This is a genomic window from Providencia sp. M-27, from assembly GCF_011077905.1.
In the GTDB taxonomy this organism is placed as follows: Bacteria; Pseudomonadota; Gammaproteobacteria; order Enterobacterales; family Enterobacteriaceae; genus Providencia; species Providencia huaxiensis.
This window is the reverse complement of the sequence record NZ_JAALBT010000005.1, coordinates 247,981-274,363: the sequence shown is the minus strand read 5'-3', so window position 1 is coordinate 274,363 and position 26,383 is coordinate 247,981. Positions and strand designations below refer to the sequence as shown.

General features: G+C 39.8%; 22 protein-coding genes and 1 tRNA gene. 14 read left to right on the top strand and 9 right to left on the bottom strand.

Going from position 1 to position 26,383, the window contains the following annotated elements; genetic code table 11:
* Positions 1–4 precede the first annotated feature (4 nt).
* The 4 genes from G6Q48_RS09990 to G6Q48_RS09975 all read right to left on the bottom strand — a co-directional run bounded on the left by G6Q48_RS09990 (position 5) and on the right by G6Q48_RS09975 (position 5,736).
* Entirely contained in the window at positions 5–1,465 is a 1,461-nt protein-coding gene (locus G6Q48_RS09990) for an ATP-binding protein (RefSeq protein ID WP_166266163.1), read from the bottom strand.
* The gene (locus tag G6Q48_RS09985; protein ID WP_144138647.1) at positions 1,462–3,609 is read right to left on the bottom strand and encodes a DDE-type integrase/transposase/recombinase; all 2,148 of its coding nucleotides are present in this window, start codon (positions 3,607–3,609) and stop codon (positions 1,462–1,464) included. Before G6Q48_RS09985 ends, G6Q48_RS09990 begins: the two co-directional genes overlap by 4 nt.
* Positions 3,599–4,354, bottom strand: coding sequence for a TnsA endonuclease N-terminal domain-containing protein (locus G6Q48_RS09980; protein WP_226616996.1), 756 nt, complete (start codon positions 4,352–4,354; stop codon positions 3,599–3,601). Before G6Q48_RS09980 ends, G6Q48_RS09985 begins: the two co-directional genes overlap by 11 nt.
* Positions 4,355–4,542: 188 nt before the next feature.
* Positions 4,543–5,736, bottom strand: a complete 1,194-nt coding sequence (locus G6Q48_RS09975; RefSeq protein ID WP_166266157.1) for an NAD(P)/FAD-dependent oxidoreductase — start codon at positions 5,734–5,736, stop codon at positions 4,543–4,545.
* A gap of 375 nt (positions 5,737–6,111) precedes the next feature.
* Between G6Q48_RS09975 and pitA the strand changes: the two genes are divergently transcribed.
* Positions 6,112–7,602, top strand: coding sequence for an inorganic phosphate transporter PitA (gene pitA / locus G6Q48_RS09970; protein ID WP_102140160.1), 1,491 nt, complete (start codon positions 6,112–6,114; stop codon positions 7,600–7,602).
* 132 nt (positions 7,603–7,734) lie between these two features.
* Here pitA and uspB read toward each other — a convergent pair whose 3' ends face one another.
* Positions 7,735–8,070 carry a universal stress protein UspB gene (gene uspB / locus G6Q48_RS09965; RefSeq protein ID WP_102140153.1) on the bottom strand — a complete coding sequence of 112 codons (336 nt, stop codon included), beginning with the start codon at positions 8,068–8,070 and terminating at the stop codon, positions 7,735–7,737.
* A 451-nt stretch (positions 8,071–8,521) separates the two neighbouring features.
* Here uspB and uspA point away from each other — a divergent pair, with 451 nt between their 5' ends.
* Positions 8,522–8,956 (top strand): universal stress protein UspA, encoded by a 435-nt coding sequence (gene uspA / locus G6Q48_RS09960; RefSeq protein ID WP_004263149.1) that lies wholly within the window; start codon positions 8,522–8,524, stop codon positions 8,954–8,956.
* A 267-nt stretch (positions 8,957–9,223) separates the two neighbouring features.
* A complete protein-coding gene (gene gdhA / locus G6Q48_RS09955) occupies positions 9,224–10,558 on the top strand; it encodes an NADP-specific glutamate dehydrogenase (protein WP_004263145.1) in 1,335 nt (444 codons plus the stop codon).
* A gap of 83 nt (positions 10,559–10,641) precedes the next feature.
* Here gdhA and rsmJ read toward each other — a convergent pair whose 3' ends face one another.
* Both rsmJ and prlC read right to left on the bottom strand, forming a co-directional pair.
* Positions 10,642–11,412: a 16S rRNA (guanine(1516)-N(2))-methyltransferase RsmJ gene (rsmJ, locus tag G6Q48_RS09950; RefSeq protein ID WP_102140154.1), complete on the bottom strand. Its 771-nt coding sequence runs from the start codon at positions 11,410–11,412 to the stop codon at positions 10,642–10,644.
* Positions 11,405–13,447: an oligopeptidase A gene (prlC, locus tag G6Q48_RS09945; RefSeq protein WP_102140155.1), complete on the bottom strand. Its 2,043-nt coding sequence runs from the start codon at positions 13,445–13,447 to the stop codon at positions 11,405–11,407. Before prlC ends, rsmJ begins: the two co-directional genes overlap by 8 nt.
* Positions 13,448–13,756: 309 nt before the next feature.
* Here prlC and G6Q48_RS09940 point away from each other — a divergent pair.
* From G6Q48_RS09940 to G6Q48_RS09920, 5 genes are all read left to right on the top strand, one after another.
* Positions 13,757–13,851: transfer RNA gene (locus G6Q48_RS09940), tRNA-Sec, on the top strand.
* A 513-nt stretch (positions 13,852–14,364) separates the two neighbouring features.
* Positions 14,365–14,784 carry a DUF6088 family protein gene (locus G6Q48_RS09935; protein ID WP_166266154.1) on the top strand — a complete coding sequence of 140 codons (420 nt, stop codon included), beginning with the start codon at positions 14,365–14,367 and terminating at the stop codon, positions 14,782–14,784.
* Positions 14,753–15,556 carry a nucleotidyl transferase AbiEii/AbiGii toxin family protein gene (locus G6Q48_RS09930; RefSeq protein ID WP_229597499.1) on the top strand — a complete coding sequence of 268 codons (804 nt, stop codon included), beginning with the start codon at positions 14,753–14,755 and terminating at the stop codon, positions 15,554–15,556. The genes G6Q48_RS09935 and G6Q48_RS09930 overlap by 32 nt, the downstream gene beginning before the upstream one ends.
* Before the next feature lie 158 nt (positions 15,557–15,714).
* Complete coding sequence (locus G6Q48_RS09925; protein ID WP_166266151.1) at positions 15,715–16,749, top strand: virulence RhuM family protein; 1,035 nt, start codon at positions 15,715–15,717, stop codon at positions 16,747–16,749.
* Positions 16,750–16,886: 137 nt separating this feature from the next.
* Complete coding sequence (locus G6Q48_RS09920) at positions 16,887–18,701, top strand: hypothetical protein (protein WP_166266148.1); 1,815 nt, start codon at positions 16,887–16,889, stop codon at positions 18,699–18,701.
* A gap of 168 nt (positions 18,702–18,869) precedes the next feature.
* Here the strand turns inward: G6Q48_RS09920 and G6Q48_RS09915 are convergent, their stop codons facing one another.
* Positions 18,870–19,784: a LysR family transcriptional regulator gene (locus G6Q48_RS09915; protein WP_166266146.1), complete on the bottom strand. Its 915-nt coding sequence runs from the start codon at positions 19,782–19,784 to the stop codon at positions 18,870–18,872.
* Positions 19,785–19,895: 111 nt separating this feature from the next.
* Between G6Q48_RS09915 and G6Q48_RS09910 the strand changes: the two genes are divergently transcribed.
* The gene (locus G6Q48_RS09910; RefSeq protein ID WP_207393028.1) at positions 19,896–21,098 is read left to right on the top strand and encodes an MFS transporter; all 1,203 of its coding nucleotides are present in this window, start codon (positions 19,896–19,898) and stop codon (positions 21,096–21,098) included.
* Between the two features lie 67 nt (positions 21,099–21,165).
* On the top strand, positions 21,166–22,281 hold the full coding sequence (locus G6Q48_RS09905) for an alpha/beta hydrolase (RefSeq protein WP_166266143.1): 1,116 nt from the start codon (positions 21,166–21,168) through the stop codon (positions 22,279–22,281).
* Between the two features lie 231 nt (positions 22,282–22,512).
* Here the strand turns inward: G6Q48_RS09905 and G6Q48_RS09900 are convergent, their stop codons facing one another.
* A complete protein-coding gene (locus G6Q48_RS09900; protein ID WP_102140591.1) occupies positions 22,513–22,875 on the bottom strand; it encodes a YibL family ribosome-associated protein in 363 nt (120 codons plus the stop codon).
* A 335-nt stretch (positions 22,876–23,210) separates the two neighbouring features.
* On the opposite strand from G6Q48_RS09900, the gene G6Q48_RS09895 reads away from it, so the two are divergent.
* The 4 genes from G6Q48_RS09895 (at position 23,211) to G6Q48_RS09880 (ending at position 26,354) form a co-directional block, all read left to right on the top strand.
* Positions 23,211–23,768: a tyrosine-type DNA invertase gene (locus G6Q48_RS09895; protein WP_102140592.1), complete on the top strand. Its 558-nt coding sequence runs from the start codon at positions 23,211–23,213 to the stop codon at positions 23,766–23,768.
* A gap of 938 nt (positions 23,769–24,706) precedes the next feature.
* A complete protein-coding gene (locus G6Q48_RS09890) occupies positions 24,707–25,096 on the top strand; it encodes a helix-turn-helix domain-containing protein (RefSeq protein ID WP_102140593.1) in 390 nt (129 codons plus the stop codon).
* A gap of 82 nt (positions 25,097–25,178) precedes the next feature.
* Positions 25,179–25,742 (top strand): fimbrial protein, encoded by a 564-nt coding sequence (locus G6Q48_RS09885; protein ID WP_102140594.1) that lies wholly within the window; start codon positions 25,179–25,181, stop codon positions 25,740–25,742.
* Between the two features lie 84 nt (positions 25,743–25,826).
* Positions 25,827–26,354: a fimbrial protein gene (locus tag G6Q48_RS09880; protein ID WP_229597500.1), complete on the top strand. Its 528-nt coding sequence runs from the start codon at positions 25,827–25,829 to the stop codon at positions 26,352–26,354.
* The last annotated feature ends 29 nt before the right edge of the window (positions 26,355–26,383 follow it).

Here is a 26,383-nt window from a genome sequence, read left to right as displayed (position 1 = left end):
AAACTTACTTGAATATCTCCAGAGGGTCATCACATAGAACGCCTGCTTTTTTCAGTATTTCAAGCGGGTTCTTCGCATCCGATGCTCTCTGGAAAAGGTCAAAGTCTTTAATCTCCTCATAAAGGTTATCCAGATTCTTTAGCTCAATTACTCGCTCAGAAAATTCAGGGTGATGTGCTTTGGTTAAATCGCCTGGAATGGTGACTAGTTTTCCTTTTGAGGTTGTCAACTGAGGCTTAGGTTTACCTGCACTTTCGTTAGCTGACGTTACAGGAGCCTTTGGTTTTGAAGACTCACTGCGCCGTTTGAGCACCGAAATTTTGCTGTCTCGTTTGATTTTATCTACTGCTGGTTTCGATAAGCGGATAACAATACTTGCGCCATATCTCAAAGCACTTGGAGTCAACACCTCATCATCACTGCCTATTAGCGCCCGTTGCGTCGCCTGATATATCCTTACCGCTAAATCCATATTGCCGACTGACAAATCAAACAATGTATCGCTTAGCTCATCAGTCAAAGGTGTGGGAACATTTGTCCATTGCAACTGCCAAAGCTCCTCGATAAACAGCTCCCATTCTTCATCATTTTTCATCAACTCGACATCAAAGTATCCACTGCTTTCTGCACGACGCGCTGCTTTGAGTGTTTTGCTTAGCAGGTTGTTGAACGGAGGGTTGGCACAGAACAGAAGGGGAATACCGAGGTTATTGACGAGATTGTGCAAAAAACCAATTAATCTATCTGCGCCTCCCGCTTTTGCTAGATTGAGGTTTTGCATCTCATCAATGACGAGAATACCCAAAAAGCTCGATTTCATCTTTGCTTCAATTTGACTGATCAAAGCTGCGATGGTGCTTGCTGGTTTCGTCTGTGGTATGCCCAGTTTTCGGTCAAGTTCTTCAAGTATCCGATAGCAAAGTCCCTTTACACTTGAGTCATCAGGACAGTCGACCTTTATCCATACAACTTGACGCAGGGGAAGCAGTTTGTTTTCGTAATATGAATGCTCCACTGTATCTGGAAAGCACCCCAGAACTTGCTCCAGCATACAGGTTTTTCCCACTCCACTTTCTCCAATCACGGTAATGCCAGAGCCTTTTGGCTTAAAGTATCCCGTGACAGGTTCTATGTCTGGACGTTCCTCTCCCGAATAATGTAGAAAGTTCATCGTGGTTGGCGACAAAGGATTCTTCGCTGAATAACCCTCCTTTATCGCCATTTCAACAGCCCGAAAAACCTCTAAGTAAACAGGCAATGGCTGTCTTAATTCTCTGAGGCGAGATACATATTCAACCCTTTCTAACGGATCCAACTGTGTCTCTTCATAGTGACAAGAGGGGTAGTAGCTCAGTTTTTCTGCCAACTCGCTATCACATAATTTAGGAGGAAGAGCCTCGATTAGAGGGTTACCACAATGCTCAGGCAGAATTGCTCTTTGATAAACGGCAGCTGCTCTATTCATTTAGACTCACCTTTCTTGCGCTTTAACAGAGAGACGACATTCTTTCTTTTTTCGTCATTGCGTTTGTCAAACTCAGGCATATCGGGGGCATGACCCATATCATCCGCCGGTTTTGCCGTTACTCGTGCCTCAAGGACAGACTGCCTGCGGCGCTCTTTCATGCCCTTTATCTTTTCAGCTTTTGATTCTAAAGGGGGCGCTTTAGCTGATTCATTTTGAGCATTTTGAGTGATTTCTTTTCGGCGTTGATGGCGCTCAACAGACTTGGCGGTAGGCTTGGCACGATGCTTTTCCAGTTTTTTCCAGTCCTCAAAAAATAAAATATCTGCGTGATGACGCTCATCAAATGATTTTGATGCTTTACGGAGCCAACATTGGGAGAAACCCTCATCTGGCTTAAATCGAACGAAGATAAAGGAAGAGTTGTCCTGATCTATTCTTGCTTCTAAACGCCAACTACTGCCACTGCGAGCAATGACTTTCCAGTCTTCAAAATCGGGGCGATCAGACTCATAGTACATATCGTCATTTAACCTCACCCCTTTGCTTGTCATCGAAACCCAATCTGCAGGTAGGAGGCGCGCTCTAATGGTTGCCTCGTCCAGTGTACTCAAGGCATGTTGATGCTTTTGAAGATGGATATTCCAATAATTAATAGGAGTGGGTGCTAACTCTTTCTCGATGAGTAGACTGCATTGACCCGCTAAGCTCTCAAAAACTTGACTGTTGTGTTCAAGAACCGCATCAATCAACAACGCATTAACCTCATCAAGAGTTAATACCGCTTCCATTCTTGGATCTTTATCACCGCGAATATAGTGACGGCCTCGGGTTGTCCCCATCAAATCATGGATAAGCTTTTCGTTTAATATGTTAAAACGATGCTCCACTATGCCTTTGAGTTCAGCTCGATAAGGTGGAGCTATGCTCAGGTGTCCAATCAAAGGAACTGCAAGATTTTCTGCATCCTGACAAATAAATTCACCACGATCGCATAGAAGTCTCTGAGGTATGTGATGACATGGCCATTCGCTGTCCTTAATCTCAATACCATATCGAGCACAGTATTCCTTTTTAGATGTGAACGCGTTGACCAACGCCTGACGGCCAGCTCGCCAAGATGCATACTCGAGAGACACATGAATGCCGACAATCATTCGGCTTTCTTTATCAACTACACAGTAAACAGTTGGCCTACCAAGCACATGATTACGACGGAACTCAGAAACCACATGTACATCCAAAACAGTCGCATCTAGTTCAAAACAGCTGCCAGGAACAGCCGTATGATCAGTAGCTGCACCGCGAAGACCACGGCGATTACGATCAAAATCACCAGGTGATGTTTGCTTCCGAATCAACTCCTGCTGAGGAATAAGCCTTTTAATCCAATATAAAAATGCTCGATATTGAGGAACGAGCGCTACCCTACCTTCCAAATCAGCGGCAATTAGTTCCTTTGCATAGAACTCCGTTAACATCTGGTCATAAACCTTCCGGAATGTCACTTTCTTACCCTTCATTCCGAACCGCTTCATAGCCTTTAGGAATATGGTTTTATCTTTCTCGCTAGTGTTAACACTTGGCGGGGCGGCAAGGCTTGGTGTAGATAGTCTTATTGGTGCTCCGCGCTTTACTTTACCCGCGACTCGCGTTTTTCCAGCTCCTCCAGAGTTAGTATAAGCCGGTAGAAGCGCATTGTATTCCTGACCATATTTCCAGTAGAGGTTGAGAGAACGGTATAACGCCTGAACATAAACACCCTGTTTTTTGGCATGTTCAGCTACTATTCTTGAACGTGAGTCCGTAACAAGCTTCAAAAGAAACCAAGGATCCAATATCAAACCTTTGATTTGCTCTAGGCGGTTATCACGTTTTTGCAGATGATCAGACGGTACGTTTCTATCATCAGACAATTGGTAATGCGGCTTCGGGTATTTTTCAGGGCTGATCGCCCCTTCTTCAGCCTGTCTTAGAAAAAATGGCAAATCGACAGCAGCTGGTCTTTGTAGTTTTGAGCCTTCCACAATTTGAAAGAGGACCACCGTGGCATAATCAGGATAGCAAGCCAATACTCGGTAAAGGCCATCATCAAAACCATCTATACCTGCTAATCTCCAAACGCTATTGATCTCAACCTGCATAGTTCTGCTCCGAATCACCCATATCTACCCGTGTGACTTTGATTAAGCCTGTTTCCTCAATCGAATTGTTAAGGTCAACGGTTACTAGTTTTGTGGCTAAAAGGCTCTTCAACAACATCAATGATTCGTCTGAATCGATATCTAGCGCCTCAATAAACCCCTCACAAACGTCCTCTACTAAATATGTGCCTGTACCAACTAACGACTTTGCTTTATGCATCAGTGCTCTTGGATGTATACACCCTTGCCGAATAGGAGAGGTGAACCACTGGATGTTTTTTGACTGAATCTGATTATCTTCAGACATGACATAAACATGAAAGGGGATACCGAGCAATTGCCACCAGACTCTCTCGATATCGAGCTTTTGAGCCGTTCTCTTGTTGACGAGATTAGCAGTTGGTTTAACGCTTACAGCCTCATACCATTGTTTAGCACCATCCGATCGGGTCAATAAGAAGTCTGTTGTCACCACGTTCCACTCATTTTGCTTTGAGTAAGGGATGACAGGATGGTCGACACCCAGTGCCTGAGCAATTTTGGTAGATAGATCTAAAGGAATTAGAGGGAACTGTTCTCGGATATCAATGATGGTGTCGCAAAATTCAGCGAGATAAAAAAACGAAGATTCATGTTCAGAAAGGGTGTGATGAATACGCCCAGTTTTTATGCCTTGAATCTTGGCACTGTGACCATATGAACTTACATCTTGGACGCGAAGCCATGGCTTGTAGGCCTCTCGCACTCCCAATCCATACCTCTGTTTCAATGCTCGCTGGAAATCTGATAGCGAATCTAGTTTTCTGCGCCCAGCCAAAATGACCTCGATCCATCACATGTTTTAAAGGTCATTATAGCTTAGTGTCAAACTTTATTATTCCAAAATCGCCTTTATGTACAAACTCTCCGGCTTGTGTACAAACTTTATTGTTCCTAAACAATAGGCAGGCTTTCTGCACATGCTGCCGCAGAGCTCCAAGCCCATTGGAAGTTATAACCACCTAACCAGCCGGTGACATCGACGACTTCACCAATAAAATATAGCCCCTCAGTTTTCAGTGACCCCATTGTTTTCGATGATATCTCATGGGTATCAACACCCCCTAAAGTCACCTCTGCGGTGCGGTAGCCTTCTGTCCCGTTGGGTTGAACTTGCCAAGCATGTAACGTGCTATGCAGTGCTTCAATTTGCGGATGGTTCAATTGCTTTAGGGCACACTCAGGGATTTGCCCTTGCGCTTGCATGATTTCAATTAGTCGTTTAGGCAATAATTTTGCAAGGGTATTTTTTAAGGATTGATTTGGGTGATTTTGCTTTTCTACCGCTAAAAAGTCGCTCAGTGAAAGGTTAGGAAGTAAGTTAATGCTCACATACTCTCCGGGGTTCCAATAGCTAGAAATCTGCAAAATAGCAGGGCCAGAGAGGCCCCGATGGGTAAAGAGAATATTTTCTTTAAACAACGTCCCATCCGCAGCTGTCACGCTTGCCGCGACCGAGATCCCTGAAAGGACTTGCAGCGCTTCTAAAAGCGGCTTATGCAGTGTAAATGGGACAAGGCCAGCACGAGTTGGAATAATCGAGTGGCCAAATTGTTCTGCGACGCGGTAGCCAAATGGTGTGGCACCTAAACCTGGCATAGATAACCCACCCGTTGCGACAACCAGTGAGCGAGCACTTACTTGGCTCCCATTCACCGTGACTAGAAAGCCCTCTGGTGTTTTTTCGACACCAGTGACTTCACTGCGAAGTTTTATTGTTATATTCGGTAAATTACACTCATTTTGCAGCATATCGACGATATCTTGTGCACTATTATCACAAAAAAGCTGCCCTAGGGTTTTTTCATGGTATGGAATATTATATTTAGCGACTAAGGCGATAAAATCCCACTGTGTATAGCGAGCAAGTGCTGACTTACAAAAGTGTGGATTTGTTGAAATGTAATTGCTGTGTTCTGCGTACATATTAGTGAAATTACAGCGCCCACCACCGGACATCAATATTTTTCTGCCTAATTTTTTCCCGTTATCAACTACTAGCGTCTTTAAACCGCGTTTGCCAGAGTGTGAGGCACAAAATAAACCCGCAGCGCCAGCACCTAAAATAATAACGTCGAAATTTTTCACAGTAAGTATCTCTATATATGTTTGATTTTTAGTATAATTACATTGATAACCGGGATATTTTACGTCATCTCATCGGGATTGTAATGTAAAGCTTTGAGGAAGAACTGATGAAAACTATACAGGACGTATTATAATTAGAGAAATTCGTCTAAAAAAAGCAAACAACGATTATTTTCTGGAAATATCGTTAAAAAGTTTCAAAAATTCAGAATAAGTTTGATTGCTTTAATTTATTGAAAAATATGGGGTAATTGCCATGAGGTACTTTTTTGATGAGTAGTTAAATCAAAAAAAGGTTAGATTTTGCTTCCACCGCCAGCGTTTGTCACTGATAATGCGCCGCGTTCATGTCCAACATATAATGGCTTAACGTCTATGCTACATCTTTTTACAGGTTTAGAATTTCATACAGGTCTATTATTAGTTCTGGCACTGTTATTTGTGCTGGTCTATGAGGCTATAAATGGCTTCCATGACACCGCTAACGCGGTAGCTACGGTTATTTATACCAGAGCAATGCGGGCTCAGTTCGCAGTTGTCATGGCAGGGGTTTTTAACTTTTTTGGTGTTTTGCTGGGAGGGTTGAGCGTCGCATATGCAATTGTCCATCTCTTACCAACAGACCTCTTGCTTAATGTGAGCTCAGCTCACGGCCTTGCAATGGTTTTTTCATTGCTCTTGGCTGCAATTATTTGGAACCTTGGAACTTGGTACTTTGGTATCCCTGCTTCCAGTTCGCACACGCTGATCGGGGCGATAATCGGGGTGGGTTTAACCAACGCGATTGTGACTGATTCGTCTGTCGTTGATGCCTTGAATATACCGAAAATGATCAGTATTTTCATGTCATTAATTTTGTCTCCCGCTATCGGTTTTGTGATTGCCGGTTTGATGATTTTCTTTTTGCGCCGTTATTGGAGTGGCACAAAGAAACGTCGACGCATTCACTTAACACCAGCGGAACGTGAGAAAAAAGATGGTAAGCGTAAGCCACCATTCTGGACCCGTACTGCATTGATTTTGTCAGCAGTTGGGGTAAGTTTCTCCCATGGTGCGAACGATGGCCAGAAAGGCATCGGTCTTATCATGTTAGTGCTAATTGGTGTTGCTCCAGCAGGTTTCGTTATGAATATGAATTCTAACGGTTATGACATCGCAAAAACGCATGATGCGGTTGTCCACCTGCAACAATACTATGAAACACATAAACCAGCGTTAAACCATGCAATAGAAAATGCGCCTGTCGTTGCAGAAAGTAGTGATGAACCAGGTGGCGAATTCCATTGTGATAGCACGCGTACTGGCGCTATTTTAAATCAAGCTCAAACGATGCTAAATGGCATTCAAAGCTATGAAGAGCTGACGCCAGACCAACGTAACCACGCACGCCGTTTGCTGATGTGTATCTCTGATACTGCTAATGCGGTTGCGAAATTACCAGAAACAAGCTCGAAAGATGCCAGCTTACTGAAAAAACTCAGTAATGATTTGCTGTATACCGTTGAGTATGCACCTCTGTGGATCATTATTGCGGTTGCTTTAGCATTATCATTAGGCACCATGTTTGGTTGGCAGCGTGTTGCTGTGACCATTGGTGAGAAAATTGGTAAGAAAGGCATGACTTATGCGCAAGGCGTATCTGCTCAGGTGACTGCAGCAGTGTCTATCGGCGTGGCAAGTTATACTGGTATGCCCGTTTCAACAACGCAGGTTTTATCTTCTGCCGTTGCGGGGACGATGGTTGTCGATGGTGGCGGTGTACAAACAAAAACCATTAAAAGCATTGCGTTAGCATGGTTATTAACTTTACCAGTGTCCATTGTGTTATCGGGTGGTTTGTACTGGCTATCGCTGCTGTTTATCTAGTCGCACTAATTTGGGCTTCATACATGAGTATGGAGCCTTTAACAGTTACATGAACACAGTAATCTACATATACAAAATAGTGATGATCGTAAGGTCATCACTATTTTTTCATTAGTCAGTCACTAATTACAATTAACCCGTTATCAATAAATAGACTAAACTCACGACAACAAGAATGCTGAGCCTGCTTATCATCATGAATTGCTTGCGGATCCGCTCACAACGCAAAATAACTTCAGGGTCATAATGTTCAAGGTACTGTTTGTTATTTATGTATCGAACTAACCGTAGTTGTTTGTTCAGTTGACCGTGTGTAGTAAAAAAGCCATTACCATCAACGGATTGATAAAGCAGAGGGTCTGAATCCCTTAAAATAGACAATAAAACACGAACGGAAGAAAAATACCGCATCATATTTAAGATGCACAAAATGCATAATGCCCAAAACAATGCAATCATACTGAACATAATCCTCTCCTTAGAACCTAGCTCAAGCTCACAGCAATTGTCGCAAAGGAAATACAGCAGAAAAATTGTACTTATACTCAGTTATTTTATTGTAGGATAAATTACTGTTTAAAAAAAGTGCAGTTAGCGCAAATTTGTGATGACTTTTTGTTTTCATTGAAGAAAATAAAACTGAATGGTTGAACTTTAGTATCACAGTTTGCGGTGCAACTTTGTTGTTTTTCTAAGCTAAAATATTTCCCATAACTCGAATTTTTTAGGGCAATATATTAATATTGTATGAATGATGTTATTGTTTTATAAAATGTTATATGTAGTGATGATTTTAAGGTTAATCTGCTTAGATGTGATCAAAGCAACACTTAATAATCACAATTAGCAGGTATAGTATTCATAAAGATGTGGTGAAGGCATAACCACCAGATAATCAGCATTCGGAAGGAGTTTACTTATGGCTTACAAACATATTCTTGTTGCGGTAGATTTATCACCTGAAAGTAAAGTATTACTGGATAAGGCTGTCTCTATGGCAAAACCTTACGGGGCCAAAGTATCTATGATCCATGTTGATGTTAACTATTCAGACCTCTATACCGGTCTTATTGATGTCAATCTTGGAGACATGCAGCAACGTATTACTGATGAAACACGTAATGCTCTGAAGGATTTGTCTGCGGGTGCAGGTTATGAAATTCAAGAAACACTCAGTGGCAGTGGTGACTTAGGCCAAGTACTGGTCGATGCCATTAAAAAATACAATATGGATTTAGTCGTCTGTGGACACCACCAAGATTTCTGGAGCAAGCTCATGTCTTCTGCTCGCCAGTTAATCAATACCGTTCATGTGGATATGTTGATTGTGCCACTAAATGATGATGAAGAATAATCCATATCACTATATTTGAAATATTATTCACTAAAAACGCTTGCTTATGCAGGCGTTTTTTTTGTTTCAAAATATGTATCTTGAGGGAGTTATTGGCAGGTCAAGCAATTTATTTTGCTATTGAGTGAAAAAAAACCTTGAATTTAGAATACAAACTAATGATATATTCAATAGGCAAACGCAAATCAACCTCACATTTCCTAAAAATAATGAAAAGAAAGAGTGAGGCACATCACAACAACTACAATGTTAAAAAGGAAGACATAGATGACACAATCACTATCTTCGTTCTTGGAGTCTGTCCAAAAAAGAGACCCTTCTCAACCTGAATTTCTACAAGCGGTGCGTGAAGTATTCACTTCCCTTTGGCCGTTCTTAGAGCAAAATGCTAAGTATCGTGACCAAGCATTACTTGAACGTTTTGTTGAACCTGAGCGTGTAATTCAATTCCGTGTGTGTTGGGTAGACGACCAAGGTAAAGTTCAAGTCAACCGTGCATGGCGTGTACAATTTAGCTCTGCAATCGGTCCATTCAAAGGTGGTATGCGTTTTCATCCGTCTGTGAATTTATCCATTCTGAAATTCTTAGGCTTCGAACAAACACTGAAAAATGCCCTGACCACATTACCAATGGGTGGTGGTAAAGGTGGCTCTGACTTTGATCCTAAAGGTAAAAGTCATGGTGAAGTGATGCGTTTCTGCCAAGCATTGATGACTGAGCTTTATCGCCATATTGGTTCTAATACTGACGTCCCAGCAGGGGATATTGGTGTGGGTGGCCGTGAAGTGGGCTTTATGACGGGTATGATGAAAAAACTGTCTAATGACACTTCTTGTGTATTTACTGGTAAAGGATTGTCCTTTGGTGGCAGTTTAATTCGCCCTGAAGCAACTGGTTACGGTTTGGTTTATTTCACCAATGCGATGTTAAAACGCCATGGCCTAGGTTTTGAAGGAATGCGTGTCGCAGTTTCTGGTTCAGGTAACGTTGCACAGTACACCATTGAAAAATGTATGGAACTAGGTGCGAAAGTGGTTACTGCATCTGATTCAAGCGGTACTGTCGTTGATGAAGATGGTTTTACAACAGAAAAACTCGCACGTTTGGAAGAGATCAAAAACAACTATGGTCGCATTGAAGAGTATGCAAAAGAGTTTGGCTTGACTTACTTAGCAGGCCAGCAACCATGGAATGTGCCTGTCGATATCGCTCTGCCATGTGCAACACAAAATGAGCTGGATGTGGATGCAGCAAAAGTGTTAATCAAAAATGGTGTTAAAGCGGTGGCTGAAGGGGCTAATATGCCAACGACTATTCCTGCAACGGAGCTGTTCCTTGAAGCGGGAGTGCTGTTTGCACCAGGTAAAGCGGCTAACGCAGGTGGTGTTGCGACCTCTGGTCTAGAAATGGCACAGAATGCAGCTCGCCTAGGTTGGAAAGCAGAGAAAGTTGACGCTCGTCTGCACCACATCATGTTGGATATCCACCAGCACTGTGTGGAATTCGGTGGCGAAGAGAAACAAACAAACTATGTTCAAGGTGCTAACATCGCAGGCTTTGTAAAAGTCGCTGATGCAATGCTTGGGCAGGGTGTGTTGTAATTCTCTGACCTCAAAACGTACGCGAAAGGGCGGCTGTATCATACTGATAATTTCACCTGTACATACGCCCTTCGCCGTTACGTTTATTCGCTACTTTTAATACATGGATAGATATCAAACCGATGGTTTTTAGTGGTAACCGCTGATGGCGCTTTTTGTCCCGCAAGGGGTTCTGCGTAATCAGGGCGCTTAACAACCACTCTACGTTTAGCCAAAGCAATCGCAGGGGCTAACAATGAATCTGCATCATCATCTGCTCCCACTAATGACTGAAATACTCGCATTTCTTTCTTCACTAAAGCACTTTTTTGCCGATGAGGGTACATCGGGTCAAGATAGATAACATCAGGCGCGTGGGTTATCTCGCTCAGTGCTGTAATACTGGATGCATGAATCAATGACATTCGCTCTTGTAACCATGGGCCAATTTCTGCATCTTGGTAGCCTCGTTGTAAACCATCATCCAATAGGGCAGCAACCACAGGGTGGCGCTCCAACATACGGACATGGCAACCGAGAGCGGCTAGAACAAAGGCATCACGCCCTAGGCCAGCAGTGGCATCAATCACATCGGGAAGGTAATCTTTTTTGATCCCGACAGCTTTGGCAACAGCTTCACCGCGGCCTCCACCAAATTTACGACGATGGGCCATCGCCCCAGAGACGAAGTCGACAAAGATCCCCCCTAACTTAGGCTCATCTAGCTTACGTAGTTGTAAGTTTTCAGGCGTAAGTACAACAGCCATAACGGCATCAGGGGTGTGAGAAAGCTGCCATTTTTCAGAAAGTTGAGAAAGAGTGCCGGGATCGGCACCCTCTTCACAGATCAATTGGATCTCAATACGATTAGCCATGAATACCATAGCTCTTCAACATGGCATCTAATTCTGGTTTGCGACCACGGAAACGCTCAAACAGTGCCATTGGCTCTTCTGAGCCACCACGACTTAAGATATTGTCGAGGAAAGACTGGCCTGTTTGGCGGTTAAAGATGCCTTCTTCACTGAAACGTGAGTATGCATCTGCCGCAAGCACATCTGCCCATAAGTAGCTGTAATAGCCAGCGGCATAGCCACCTGCGAAAATATGGCTAAAAGCATGTGGGAAGCGAGACCATGTTGGTGAAGGGACCACAGCGACTTTATCTTTAATTGCATATAACGTTGGCATGACTTGCGCGCCTTTCGCTGGGTCATATTCAGCATGCAAGGTGAAATCAAACAGGCCAAACTCCAACTGGCGCAGAACAAACATGGCTGATTGGTAGTTTTTTGCTGCTAACATGCTATTGAGCATTTCTGTTGGTAATGGTTCGCCTGTCTCATAATGGCCAGAAATAAATTCGAGGGCTTCAGGCTCCCAGCACCAGTTTTCCATAAACTGACTTGGCAATTCGACGGCATCCCATGGTACACCGTTAATCCCAGCAACATCAGCAACATCAATTTGCGTTAACATATGGTGTAAGCCGTGACCAAATTCGTGGAATAAGGTCGTGACTTCATTATGGGTAAACAGTGCGGGTTTATCACCGAGTGGCTTGTTGAAGTTACAAGTTAAGTAAGCAACAGGATTTTGTAATGAACCGTCTTTATGCACCATGCGGCCAACACAGTCATCCATCCAAGCACCGCCGCGTTTGTGTTCGCGGGCGTAGAGGTCTAGGTAGAAGCTACCACGCAGAGTGTTGGTTTCGTCATAGAGCTCGAAGAAACGCACATCTTTATGCCATGTTTCCACATCATGACGCTCTTTGGCGGTTAAGCCATAGATACGATGAACAACTTCGAATAACCCATTTAGGACACGTTGTTCAGGGAAATATGGACGCAATTGTTCATCATTTAATGAGAATTTATGCTGTTTTTGTTTTTCGCTGTAATAGGCTAAATCCCATGATTCAAGCGTATCGACACCATAATGCTCTTTAGCAAAAGCCGTCAGTTCAGCCAGCTCATTTTCCCCTTGCTGATGAGCTCGGTCAGCTAAATCATTGAGGAAATTCAGCACTTGTTCTGGTGATTCGGCCATTTTGGTGGCAAGGGATTTCTCTGCGTAGTTTTTAAAACCTAATAATTGCGCCAGTTCGTGGCGTAACGCCATCAGTTCATCAATTAATTCGCTGTTATCCCATTTACCGGCATTTGGGCCTTGGTCAGACGCACGGGTGCTATATGCATGGCTCATCTCACGACGCAATTCTGCGTTATCAGCATAGGTCATAACAGGTAAGTAGCTTGGCATATCGAGGGTGAGTAAGTAGCCTTCTTCGCCTTTTGATTCAGCCATGGCTTTTGCTGCGGCAATTGCACTTTCTGGCATGCCTGCTAATTCTTTTTCGTCTTTAATGAGCTTACTCCAGCCCATAGTCGCATCAAGGACGTTATTGCTAAACTTAGACGCTATTTCCGACAAACGTGCAACAATTTCACCATAACGTTGCTGTTTTTCAGCAGGTAAGCCAATTCCAGATAATTCAAAATCACGTAAAGTATTTTCGATGGATTTACGTTGGGCCTGGTTAAGGGAATTAAATTCAGCCCCTTCTTTTAATGATTTATATGCTTGATATAAAGGCTCATGTTGCCCCATCCAAGTACTGAACTCGGACAGTAATGGCAAACATTTTTCATACTCTTCGCGCAGTTCTGGACTGTTTTTCACGGAGTGTAAATGGCTGACTGGCGACCAAACACGAGAAAGCTTATCACTGGCTTCTTCTAAAGGTTGGCACAGGTTGTCCCAAGTATATTGATCCGCTGCGCTCAGCAGGTTTTCTACTGTTTGGCGATATTCATTGAGTACGTGTTGGACTGCGGGGAAAATATCCGCGGGCTCTATAGTAGAAAAACGGGGTAGTGCGGAATCGGCTAATAATGAATTTGTCATAAAACATCCTGTGATTGCAGGCTTGTGCTCGTAGGCCAAGGCTTACTGTGTTGACAATAAAAGTTAAATGGCGAACTTAAACCCAAATATGGTCAATGTTATGGGTGATAGAACTAGCACGCCATTGCGAATATAAGAAAGTATATGGGGGCAAATGTACAAACCTCAATATCAATCTAACGTTTTTTCTTATTAACGCTTATCAATAAATGGGGTTTTTATTGGCTTTTATCAATAAAGGCAATAGTTGTAGTTTCAATGCTTTGGAAAATAATGAATTCAGTCTATAATCGTTTTCCAACCTATAGAGGAAGATCGTCGTCTCCGGTGAGGCGGCTGGATTTCAAATCCAGTTGGGGCTGCCAGCAGTCCCGGGCAGGTTCGACTCCTGTGATCTTCCGCCAAACGCAGTTTCTGAATTTCTCTCAAAGTCTATATTTTCCTTTTAAATCAATAAGATTAATCATCTCGGAGTCTGTCTGATTCTCCCCATGTTTACTGGTTTATACCCCTGTTTGGGGGCAAAATTGGGGGCATAATTTTTCCCTATTTTTTGGATGCCCCCACAATGAAGTCTTACGCCCGCCAGGTAGCGGCCTCAAGGCCAATGGTAACCCCCTATAAAATGACCGATGGAGGGGGGTTATATCTCGAGGTTAACACCAATGGATCAGAACGATTATATTGGGAAAACTCTAAAACGGTGACCAATTTTTGTTGACCACTACAACCGAAAGGTGCCTTAAGCAGTTGTATTTTTGCTGAATAAAATCAGATAAGACGCTGACTAGCTAACTGATAAATACATGGATATTAAGGCTCATTTATTATCTTATTATATAAAAATAATGTATTGTTTTTAATGAAAAACTTGCTAACATAAAACTATGTTTACCTATTTTTAAAAGGAGTCGACTATGTTTTTAAAACAGAAGCTGTTGCGCTCCATTGCCAACAGAAAAGGTACTGTGATTTTACGTTCAGAATTAGAGCATCTAGGCAGTAAATCACAAATTGGCAAAGTGCTAGCGGCACTTGTTGAAGAGGGTATTATCATTCGAGTGAGTTTAGGTGTTTATGCGAAAACTCGTTTTAATCGGTTTGCAGGTAAAAGGACGGTAGCAGCACCATTTGAGTCAGTTGTGGAGGAAACCTTTCAAAAGCTTAATGTTCAAGTAACTCAAGGACAGGCTTTAAAGGATTATAACGCAGGTAAAACGACTCAAATCCCAATGCAGCTACAAATTCGAACTCCAGGAAGGAAAATATCTCGAAACATCACTGTTTCAGGTAGAAATGTTCAATATGAAAAAAATTACGGAAGACCAAATTGCTGATATTCAAGATGCAGAGGCTGCAGGGTTATTGAATGGGCTACCTGCATTTGTTGCAGAAAAAGATGTCCATGTAACAGATGCTCTGCGTGTTTTGGCAAGCTTGCATATTGTACATGAAGCTCAGTTGAAAGGATTTGATCCTAGAAGTAAGAAAGTACCAAATGAACCCATCAATATTGATTTACCAGTTAGGTTTGTTTTCGCTGGTGGTACTTGCTTATCGAAGGCTTATAATTTAATTAACCGAATGTCAGAAGATATTGATATAAAAGTTATTCTTCAAGAAGTCCCTTCTAATTATAAATTAAAAAGAGAATTCCCTTCAGATAAAGCACGGCTAAAAGATATCCATCATCAACTTACTAAAAACCTTGAGGTTCTTGGCTTCTACCTCACAGATAAAGCTGGTGGAAATCCAGAAATTAATGATAAACATCGCCATTATAATGTTGATTTAAGCTATAAAGGGCACTTCAGTAGCGGGGGAGCTAACCCTTTGCGTAGCTGCATTAAGGTTGAACTGATAAATCGCCCCATTAATTTAGAGACTAAAAAATTAAAGATTAATTATCTCTATCAGCAATTAATAAAAGGCAATAATTACCCTGATTTTGATATCGAGTGTATTAATATTGCAGAAACGCTTGCTGAAAAAGTGTTATCACTTTTAAGACGATTTGCAATGTATTGTGATGATATTAAACTGAATAAAGCGCCGTGGGTAATGACTGAAAAAATGCATGAATATTTTTCTTGCAAAGAAAGAATATAGATAATAGTAGTATATTGTTTTTTCATAAAATAATGTGCTTGCTACCTATTTGCTGGTGGCCTTATTTTTTTGTTAAATATGCTATATTGTTGTTCATATTTTATGCATAACGTATAGACATAGTTTATGCATAACGTATAGAGAGCGGAGGCAATTTGATGAGCGACAATCTTCCTGAAGCACCACAGGGCGAATTTGTTTTGTTCCGCAGTGAAGATGGCCAAACTCACGTTGAATGCCGCTTTGAGTCTGATACGCTGTGGTTATCTCAGGCATCCATTGCTGAACTGTATGGAAAAGATGTTCGTACAATTAACGAACATCTTGTTAATATTTTTTCTGAAGGGGAACTTGCTCAAAACGCAACCATCCGGAAATTCCGGATAGTTCGATTAGAGGGAAATCGTCAGGTCTCCAGAGAGATCGACCATTATAGCTTACCTGCCATTCTTGCTGTTGGTTACCGTGTCCGTTCGGTTCGCGGCACACAGTTTCGTCAATGGGCAACGCAAACACTGGAGCAGTATCTGGTCAAAGGGTTTGTGATGGATGATGAACGACTGAAGAACCCGCCTGTCGGTCAGTCAGTCGTGCCTGATTACTTTGATGAGATGCTCGAACGCATCCGTGATATTCGCGCCAGTGAGCGACGTGTGTATTTACGGGTGAAAGATATATTCACTATGGCAGCGGATTACGAGCCTTCCAATAAAGAAACCAATCGTTTCTTCCAAACCATTCAAAACAAACTGCATTTTGCTTGTACTGGCATGACTGCTGCTGAGCTTATAGCCAGTCGTGCAGATGCTAGCCAGCCGGATATGGGCTTAACCAGCTATAAGTCGGACGAAGTTCGTAAAACGGATGTGACGATTGCGAAGAATTATCTACGTGAAAATGAGCTCAAAGAATTAAACCGTATCGTCAATATGTGGCTGGATTTTGCCGAAGACCAAGCACTGCGCCGTAAGCAGGTTTTCTTACAGGATTGGGATACCAAGCTGGATCAGTTTTTAAGTTTCAATGAGCGTGAAGTTTTGCAGGGTGCTGGTGGGATTAGTAAGAAAATTGCTGACGAAAAAGCCAAAGAAATGTTTGATATTTATGCTCAAAAGCGTCGCCAATTAAAAGAAGCTGAAGGGGCAAGGGCGAATATTGCGGCGTTGAAAGACTTACTAAAAAAAGGCAAGTAAAATAAGTAGTGTGTTTACTACTTTTTAAAATTAATGACATTGATAGTAAAGTTTGACTTATGGGATGCCTTCCTTTAGAAATACTGATTAATTCTGGTAGTTATTACAATTAAATAATTAATTATAAGGAAATAGTAGTGATAAATGAGATAGAATTATCTGAAGGTGCTTATTTTTATAGAAAAAATTCAAATAAACAGCTTTCAAAAACCTCGGTATTGACTATATTTAAAGCCTTATCAATGGAAAGAATGACAAGAAGTGTTACGTTTCAAGATATAAGGAATGAAGTTGTCATAAATGGACATTCTTCAAATTTATCCATATGTATATTTAAGAAAAAGTCAAAGCCAAGTTTTTTTAAAAATAATGTTGGCAATGAATACGAGATAAAGTTCTGCTATATTCTGATTTTCGAATACAGAGATTATATAGTAATAAGTAAAAAGAACATATCATCCTCAACCGTTCTTGATACATACCTTGATGATGTTGATTACTCGATACTCTCAAGATTGTATGCTGATAGTAATTCTAATTTTCATAAGTTGGCACTTGATAACCTTGATGTTTCAGATTCTGCAATAAGAAGTAAATCAGTTGAAGCGCGAGCATTGGAGGACTCATATTCTACATTTGGTGCTAATAATTATGCTGTTAAAAACATGAGTGTAACTCACAAAGGACAATTATATAGTTTTGCGTTGAGTACTGCTCGAATTAACAGGCATAATGGAAAAGTTAGTATTCAACGATTTAGAGAGTGGATGGCGAAGGTATGTGATGATATCGAAGGTTTTTCTACAACAAATAGTTTTATTGATAGTTTTGCACTTCCTATCAGTTTTGAAGATAAAATTAATACATTAACTCCGAATGGCCTTTTATTTAAATTATCTTCGCTCATTGAAGCAATTGACGAAAAAAAATTAATTCGAACTTATATCGAAGTAGATGCCAAACAGGTGGAGTTTTCTCTAGATAGGTATATCACAAAATATGATCAAGTTCTAAATATCGATGCAAATTCATACATTGCTTCTTCAAGAAAAAATAAATATCTTTTTAATTATATTAATGCAGAAGTGAAAATTTTAAAAAAATCGATAAAAATACAGTCACAGATTTTTAGAAAAATACACCTTGAATTTTCTAGCGGTGAAACTCAATCTCTTGAAGAATACATTAACAAAAATAATTGTTTCATCATTACATTTGATGACCCTCAGATTGCATATCACTCAAAAAAACTTTTTGAAAATCCTCAGCTTTTATCAAATATTAGTTCATTTATGACAGTTTTTGAGTCTTGTGATGAGTTGAGTAACGCTAGGACTGAGAAAGGTATTTTTGATACTGCTAGCGTTAACTTTAGTCCTTGTTCTATATTTGATAAGGTTGAAAAAGTAATTAACACTTCATCTACTTATCTTTTTTTGGATGATTTAGGGAATGAATGGGCTGACCATATTTCAGTATCAGATGGGTTAATTGAATTTTATCATTCTAAATCTGGTGATGAGGGGCTTTCGGCATCAAAATTTCAAGATGTAGTAGGGCAAGCACAGAAAAATTTAGGCAATTTAGTTCCTCCACATCACAGAATTGATGCTAAGAAAACACTGTGGAATAGAAAATATATAGCAAAAGTTGGAGATGGTAGTGTGGCGACTAATATTCAACGATTACGTAGAGCACCTGAAGGTTGCTCGCTAGATAATGGTATTGAGTTCTACAAGGAGCAAACGCGTAAACCAAACCTCAGAAAAATTGTTTATTTAGTCGTTAACTTTATATCAAGATCAAGACTTGAAAATAATCTTATAGCTTTGTCTACAGGAGGAAAGGTGGAGAATCGTAATGAAATAGTTCAAATACTGTGGTTTATTTCCTCATTAATTTCTTCCTGTAAAGAGCAAGGAACCGAAGTTAAAATAATATGTTTGGAGTAGGACATACAATAAATAATTTTATTTCCAATGCTCGTTTGACTTGGTTTTTTGATGAATTAGGCCTTTAGTAATTATTTCTTACATCCTCATCTAAAAAACCAATCTGGGAGCATTAATGGGGGTACTGCTATTTAGCCAACTCCATAAACTCATTTAATATCAACGCCATTACCCACATAGTGCGACTCCTTTGTTCCGATACCTTATTGCTTCTACAAAAGCCATAAAAGCGGGTGAGGATTGGCGACGGTTTGGGTAATACAGATGGAAACCTTCAAAGTAAGGGCTATAATCGATTAATACAGCCTGTAACTTATCCTCGGCAATATAAGGCTCTGCTAAATGTTCAGGAATATAGGCTATTCCCATTCCATCAAGTGCTGCATTTAACTGGTGTAGTGTACTATTGAAAACGAGTTGCCCATCCACCTTTATACTCGTTGTACGGCCATCTTGTTTAAATTCCCATGCATAAATAGCCCCCGCAGCACGATGGCGAATATTGATACATTGATGTTCAGATAAGTCGTTAGGAAATAAAGGCTTAGGGTGCTGTTTAAAATAGTCCGGTGAAGCGACAGCAATTAAGCGCCAATCTGGCCCAATGCGAACTGCTATCATGTCTTTATTGATATCATCGCCAATTCGAATTCCTGCATCGAAACGCTCTTCAACAATGTTTGTAAAACCATAGTCCACATATATTTCTATTGTGATATCAGGATATTTTTGTAAAAAATTATTCAATATTGGTCGAATATAAATTTCTATTTGGTCATCGGTACAACTTAAGCGAATAGTTCCTCTAGGGCTGTCTCGTAACTCACTTAATGCATTAAGTTCAATATCAATCTGTTCAAATAATGGGTGGATGGCATTCATTAGCTGTGCGCCAGCCTCTGTCACTGAAACATTTCGGGTTGTTCTTGCGAGAAGCCGGATCCCTAAGCGTTCTTCCAAAAGTCGTATTGTATGGCTCAATGCTGAAGGCGTCACACCCAGTCTTGCGGCCGCTTTTGTAAAACTTTGCTCTTGAGCAATGATAAGAAAAGCGTGCAAGTCATTCATTTTACCTTTCATCATTAATGAATTTTTCTCACAAGTTTATGAAGATTATACCCACTAATTAAATTATTACCTGTATGACATGATGATGTCCATTAAATATCGTAGGTACATAGGCGAATATAACTGATGGATAATGTCATTTTTCAAAAGCGAAATTTTCCTGAAAGAGCGAATTGGAGTGCAGTTTTTGCCATGACGCTATGTGTTTTTGTATTGATTGCCTCAGAATTTATGCCTGTGAGCTTGTTAACGCCGTTAGCGCTTGATTTTCAGGTAACTGAAGGCATGGCAGGACAAGGTATTACGATCTCAGGAATATTTGCTGTCATAACGAGTTTATTTATTTCTGCGCTGACTCGTCATTTAAATCGTAAAACTTTATTGCTCGGGCTCGCGTTCTTAATGGGGCTGTCAGGTGCAATGATTGCTTTGGCTCCTAATTATTATGTTTATATGGTTGGCCGTGCGCTAATCGGTGTTGTTGTTGGCGGTTTTTGGTCTATGTCTGCCGCGATAGCAATGCGCCTTGTACCGATAGATCAAGTTCCTAAGGCACTGGCTATTTTCAATAGCGGCAATGCACTAGCAACGGTTATTGCTGCACCTTTAGGGGCTTATTTAGGCTCAACTATTGGGTGGAGAGGGGCATTTTTAGGCTTAGTACCTATCGCGATTGCAACTATTGTGTGGTTATGGGTGAGTTTACCCTCAATGCCAACTGCTCCGAATAGCCATCAAAATACGCCTCAGATTCTCAGTATTTTTAGCTTTTTTAAATACCGGGTTGTCACACTGGGTATGCTTGCTATCGGTCTATTTTTTATGGGGCAATTTACCTTATTTACCTATGTGCGCCCTTTTCTTGAGACCGTGGTAAAAGTCGATATCTCGATGGTGACATTTATCTTGTTACTTATTGGTATTACTGGATTTATCGGAACTTTACTGATTAATCGTGTATTAAAAATAGGGTTCTATCAAATATTAATCACGATTCCATTATTGATGGCCAGTATTGCTGTATCACTTATTTTCTTTGGCTATTCCACTCTTGCTGCCACCGTATTATTGAGTCTTTGGGGGTTTATCGCGACTGCCGCGCCTGTTGGTTGGTGGAGCTGGATACCTCGAATATTTTCAAATAACACAGAAGCAGGAGGGGGGTTGATGGTCGCAGTGATCCAACTTTCCATTGCCTCAGGTGCTTCGGTGGGAGGCATAGTATTTGATTTGATGGGCTATGAAAGTACTTTTGCAATCAGTGCGTTATTTCTTGTAGTTGCAGCAATACTTGTTCAGTGCACAGCAAAGACTGAAAAGGAAACATAACCCATGGGCTGGAATATCACCAAAACAAGCGGTGATAGAGCTTTTCCAAAGAAATGACTAAAAGAGGATGTACATTATGGATCATGAACGTAGAGATTTATTGAAATTAACGGGGGCAAGTATTGCTGTTGCAGGTATGGCATCGATAATTACAGCGCCAGTATTAGCGCAACCAAGTACAAATTTCAGTGAGCTATGGGATAAAACCTTTGTAAAAAGTGATAAGGTTGAACATAAAAAAGTCACATTCAAAAATCGTTATGGTTTAGCCTTAGTCGGAGATTTATATCAACCTAAACATAGTGGTGGATTATTTTCTGCGATTGTATTGAGTGGTCCATTTGGCGCAGTAAAAGAGCAGTCTTCGGGGTTGTATGCGCAAACATTAGCAGAGCGTGGTTTTATTACTCTCGCATTTGATCCCTCTTTTACGGGGGAAAGTGGTGGTGAGCCTCGAAATGTTGCTTCTGCGGATATCAATACGGAAGATTTTAGTGCGGCTGTTGATTTTTTAGGTCTACAGCCAAATGTTGACCGTAATCGTATTGGGGTGCTAGCTATTTGTGGATTAAGTGGTATGGCTTTAACCGCAGCGAGTAGCGATTCACGTATTAAAGCCGTAGCGACGGCATCAATGTACGATATGTCTCGCAGTATTAGCCGCGGGTACCAAGATAGTTACACCATTGAAAAACGACATAAAGTGATTGATTATCTTAGCCAGCAGCGCTGGAAAGATGCAAAAAATGGACACTATGCTTTAGGTTACCATGAGGTGCCATTCGATGAGGATGGCAATATTATCGAGGGGCAACGTGTTTTACCGGAGACTTTGCCAGAGAATGCACCGCCTGTATTAGCCGCATTTTTTGATTATTACCGTACTCCTCGAGGTTTTCATCCTCGTTCAATTAATTCAACAACCGCGTGGACAGCAACAACGCCTATATCTTTTTTTAATTTTCCAATGCATACCAATATTGAAATGATATCACCAAGACCAATTTTGCTGATTGCGGGGGAAAATGCACATTCTCGTTATTATTCAGAAGATGTGTACAAAGTGGCTTCAGAACCTAAAGAACTCTTGATTATTCCAAATTCTGATCATGTTGATTTATATGATAATCCAAGCAAGATCCCTTTCGATAAACTCACTGTTTTCTTTCAACAGAATTTATAAATATAGTAGCGCATTATTTTTTAGTAAAATAATGTGCTTGCTGTCAGTTACCGCGTTCGATCTGTTGGTGGCACTCAATTTCGCCAGTAGGTAATACAGAAACAGTATCTGATCAAAGGGGGGATGATTAACGGTTGAATTACTGGCTAGCGGTTCATAATCACGAAAAGTGTATTAAGAACCTTCCAGTATTCGTTAGGTATTGCAGACTTTAATTGGGATGATTTTTAACTAAAAATCAGTTTTAGCAAAACCCGTCATAACATCCAGTTCCATTTCACGGCCTAATGCCGTCATTGGATGGACGATTATTAAGCCTCGCACTGACTTTTTCAGTTTGCCAAGGTCGGCTTGTTCTTTCTTAGTGATGGGGCGCTTGAATGGCATATCTACAAGCTTTTGCGCTTCTTTGCTTAGTTTTTTGTTACGCAGCGCTTTCAGGCGAGCGATTTCAATTTCCAGTGTCGCTTTTTCTTTCTCTAGCTCTGAATGTTTTTCTACTTCACTCGTCAGCTGCATACTTGCCATCTGGTGACGAATAAGGTCTAAACGGTCGCTAAGAAGTTTAATTTGTGTTTTTTCAATTTCTTTCATTGTTCATTAACCGTGGATAAATTTCTTGCTGGCAAGTATACACTATTCTAGATAAGGGGGGAAAAGGGATACAGGCTAATGCCCATGTGAGGTTACCTTTATCGTTCATCGTTCATGCAATGAAAACAATATAACTACCTTATAAATCAATTTCCACTCAACTATTCATCATATTTCGTTTTTTATATCCTAGTGACATCATGATTAAGTTGTTGCATTTCGGTATCATCACTGACTTTTCTGACATATTATATTTAATTTTCTGGAAATTATTATTTTTAGTTAATTTATCGTTGGTATATAGCGAAATATAATGAGGTATAGATGAGATCATAATGACTAAACGTAAATTTATTACACGTACAGAAGTTAATTCTTTATTGGATGCTACAAAGCAAGGTCGCTATCCTAATCGAGACTATTGCTTGTTATTAATGAGCTTTCTGCATGGATTAAGAGTTAGTGAGCTCACTCATATCACAATGGCTGATATTGATTTGGCGCAGAAAGTGATATTTATTAGGAGACTAAAAGGAGGGCTGTCTACCGTACAGCCTATAATCCCCGAAGAGTTTAATGCGATTGAAAAATGGCTAGTTGAAAGAGATTCTTGGAAAACAGCAGGGTCAGATTGTTTATTCATTTCACAAAAGGGAAGCCAAATTTCTCGTTATCAAATTTATCGCTTATTTGAGCAGTATGGGAAAATTGCAGGGCTTCCTGTAAAGCTTCATCCTCATATGCTAAGGCATGCATGCGGCTATGCTTTAGCTGATTTGGGTAGGGACACTCGATTAATCCAAGATTATTTAGGACATCGAAATATCGCCCATACTGTAATTTATACTGCTAGTAATGAAAAAAGATTTAGTGGTATTTGGTCGAATCAATAAGTAATTTAATGAGTTGTGTCAACATAAAGCTAACGCTAAACATAATAATATGAACTAAACATCAAGAATACCTCGGTTATTTAGGTGATTGATTTTATAAAACTGAGGTATTCTTATGCATATTAAGGGCAATGATTATTTTTAAACCCATAAATAGCATACTCAAATAATTTATTTTCCAGTCACTAAAAACAAAATTAGTTAATAATTTTATTTATTCTTTTTTTTTGAATTATCATGATTTAATTACTCAAATTAAGAGTGTCAGCAAATCACTTTCGTGGTTAACTAATTATTATCATATTTTAATCATTTTCTTCACAATAATAGTCTATTTTTGATTATCCAATAAAGCCGCTCTGTGAAACGGCACGATGTAAGTGAAATCATTTAGATGATAAATTCATATTTTTGGTTTTTGTAAGTTAAAAACCTTTAATTGATGTTTTAAAATACAGCAATATAAAATATAACAAAAAATTAATCAATTATCAATAATAATCAATTGGATAAATAAAATACCTATGAAAATCAATGCATAATGCAACATAATAAATCAAAATGTTCAAATTACCTAATAAGTATAATTATCAGACTAACTAAAATCAAACAGCATAAAACTCTGTTGCTGCAATGCATTTTAGAGGTAATTATTAATTAATGTAAAAATTTGTCATTAACAACAAAAAGTTATCATTTATGATTTTTTTTGAAATAAAACCCACTAGTTAAATTATCTAATTTATCCAGTATAAAGTATAAATTAAAGATTTTAATCCTGACGATTCTTATATATAAAACAATTTACCTAAAACTCATTTAACGCAACATTTTGATTTATTTTGTTGCGTTTTTTTTGCATTTCAAAAAATAAATTGTTTATTTTGCGAGCGGTTCTGATTGTTTTGCCACATTACATAAGGCTTTATTGGTGAGATATGAAAAGTAATAAATTAAAGACCAGTATAGATAGCTTTCAGAAAATACTAACTGAACAAATTGGCATGGAATTATCGCATCTTAGAAAAGAGAAAGGACTTAGTGGTAGTGATCTAGCTAAAAAATTAAATATATCACAACAACAAATATCTCGTTATGAAAGAGGAATATGTAGCATTAACTGTGGAATGCTATTTTCAATTTTATTCTATCTAGAAATTAGCCCAAGTGCATTTTTTGACAGTGTATCATTGAAAATAAATGAAAAAAACCCTAGTGCTAATTCATTTATTCATAATAGTGCATGTTTATCCGATGAAAAGGATAACTACCATTATATTTTTAATCGACAAACAGAAATTATTTTAAATTCTTTATACAGCAAATAGTTATTTTAAAAATAATAAATTCTAACTATGCCCTACATCATGTTGGGTAATCATCACGTTGTTATATATAAATGAGGTTCAAATGAAAAAAGTATTTTTAGCCGCACTAGTTTCTGCCGCTATTGCATCTCCAGCACTCGCTGATCAAGGGCATGGTAAAGTCACATTTAAAGGTGAAATCATCGATGCACCTTGCTCAATTAGTTCAGATTCTATTGACCAAACAGTATGGTTAGGCCAAATCGCTAACTCTGTTTTAGCGAATGGCGGTACTTCTAGCGCGAAGCAATTCAATATTGAATTGGAAGACTGTGTATTCCCGAAAGATGCAGATGATAAAGTGTACAACGATAAAGTGAGTATCACATTCTCTGGTTCTAGCGCTGCTTTCAACTCTAAATTACTTGGAGTAACAGGCTTAGACGCAACAGATACAACTATTGCTGGCAACGTGGGTATTCAATTAACGGATACTAATGGCGCAGCGTTAGATATGGGAGTTGCAACAGCTCAAGAACATCAATTACAAGCGGGTGATAATACATTACGTTATAGCGCTTATGTACAAGGTGCAAACGTTGCGGTTGATAAAATTCCATTAGGTAAATTCGAAGGCGTAACTAACTTTACCTTAACTTATAACTAATTGATTAGTTTAAGAGGAATACCTTTGTGTTCCTCTATTAATCACCAAATTAAGTCAGAGGTTAAAGTGAAAGGATTTATCTATTTGCGAAGAAAAGTATCTTCCCTATTTCTTCTAACATTATTTCTTTCGCCACAAATGGCTGCATCATCTCATGGATGGGGAAAAGTTACGATGAATGGCGAAATAGTCGATACTGCCTGCGCAATAGATATTGGGTCTAGGGATCAGACCATTAATATGGGGGTACTTCCAACAAGCTATATTCGTGAAGTTGGGAAAGGCCCCATAAAAGAATTCGATATTAAGCTCATTGATTGTCGTTGGGAAAAATATTCGAAAGATAATAACGAATGGAATTCACTCGAAGTCACTTTTGATGGTCCATCAGAAGGTGATTTTTTCACACTCTCGGGTGAAGCAAAAGGAGTGCAATTGGCATTGCATGATATATCGGGATATTCCATTACACCAGGAAAGCCATTACCTGCATTAGGAATTACACCAGGGACAATGATCCTGAAATATCAAATGCAATTAGTCACCAATTATCATCCTGTTAAAGCGGGTAATTACCAAACCTTATTAAGGTTCAAGGTCGATTATTATTAATTCTAAGAAATTATATTGGTGTTTTAGGG